We start from the raw sequence: 1,111 nt of genomic DNA, 5'->3' as shown, positions 1-1,111 counted from the left end.
AGTCCTCCTGCCTTCAACTGTAGTTTGGTGAACAGGCTCTGACTCGGCTCTATCGCTACCATTTGATTGCCCTTAGGCGCATATCTCGCTATAGCACCGTGTCCTGCACTCGGCTCCAGCACTGTATCGCCTTCGCCCATATTCGCCCATTCCATCATCTTATAGCCTAATGGTTCAGGTGTTGGAAAGTAGTCTACACCCTCTCTGTTGCGGGAGTTCAGCTTCTGGTTAGAGTAGTAGTCAAGCACAGCATTGTCAAATCCGTCTGTGCTTTGGTCTTTAGGCGCGTCAAACTCCTTGCCGCCTACGCCCTGCTGATCGATAGGCACTACTCCGCTATGCTCCAGTATACCGTTGGCGAAACTGTCTCTTAGGCTTCTTGCCTGACTGCCAAGCGCAAGATTCTCAGTTGTCGATACCTGGTTGTTGAACTTCTGTCCGAACAGCATCATTTCTGAGTTAAGTCCCAATATCGGGTACTCAAATATGGCGTTGCTCTTGTTGCCGATACGGTAGGTACGTCCCTCTATCTGCAATGCTGTGATAGGACTCTGAGGCAACGCCAGTGTAATGCACACACGCTGATGCTTGCCAGTAGTGTCATGCAGCGAGATACCTTCCTTTCCGCTCGCCTCCTGTATCACGATGATGTTCTTGCCACTATCGTCGCTATTGAAGGTGTCCACTGCCTTGTCCTTCACCTTCGTGCTTTCCTTTCCACTGAAGAACAATACCTTGTCCTTGCCGAACACCTTGGCTATCTGCTCTCTCGGCATGCTGTAGTCCAATGTCTGCTCCCACTCCAACAAGTCGGCATACTTCTTTCTGAAGTCCTTCACAGCCTGTATAGCCTTCTTCTGCTCTTCGCCTGGTTTCATTAACGCAATCGAGCGGTTTGCCTGCTCCAGCATCGAGGCGAACGGCGGCTTCAAAGGCTCCTTTGTCTCCACTCTTCTGTGGAATATCACTACCTTGCGCCCTGCATCCAAATGGGCCTTTATGCGCTCTATGATGTTTGCCACCTTCATAGTCTCAAACAGAGCGCTGCCATAATTATAGTCGCCTATCGTCCTACGGTAAGCGTCTGCCAACACTCCGTGTCCTCTTACGG

The 1,111-nt window shown here is 50.8% G+C and carries 1 protein-coding gene; it reads right to left on the bottom strand.

Annotated features, from left to right (window positions below):
* A partial coding sequence (locus tag I6E38_RS14865; RefSeq protein ID WP_235394711.1) for a helicase C-terminal domain-containing protein occupies positions 1 to 1,111 on the bottom strand: 1,111 nt, incomplete at both ends.

Source organism: Leyella stercorea, from assembly GCF_021531355.1.
Taxonomy (GTDB): Bacteria; Bacteroidota; Bacteroidia; order Bacteroidales; family Bacteroidaceae; genus Prevotella.
The sequence above is the reverse complement of the archived record's forward strand: the minus strand, read 5'-3'. Positions and strand labels throughout refer to the sequence as shown.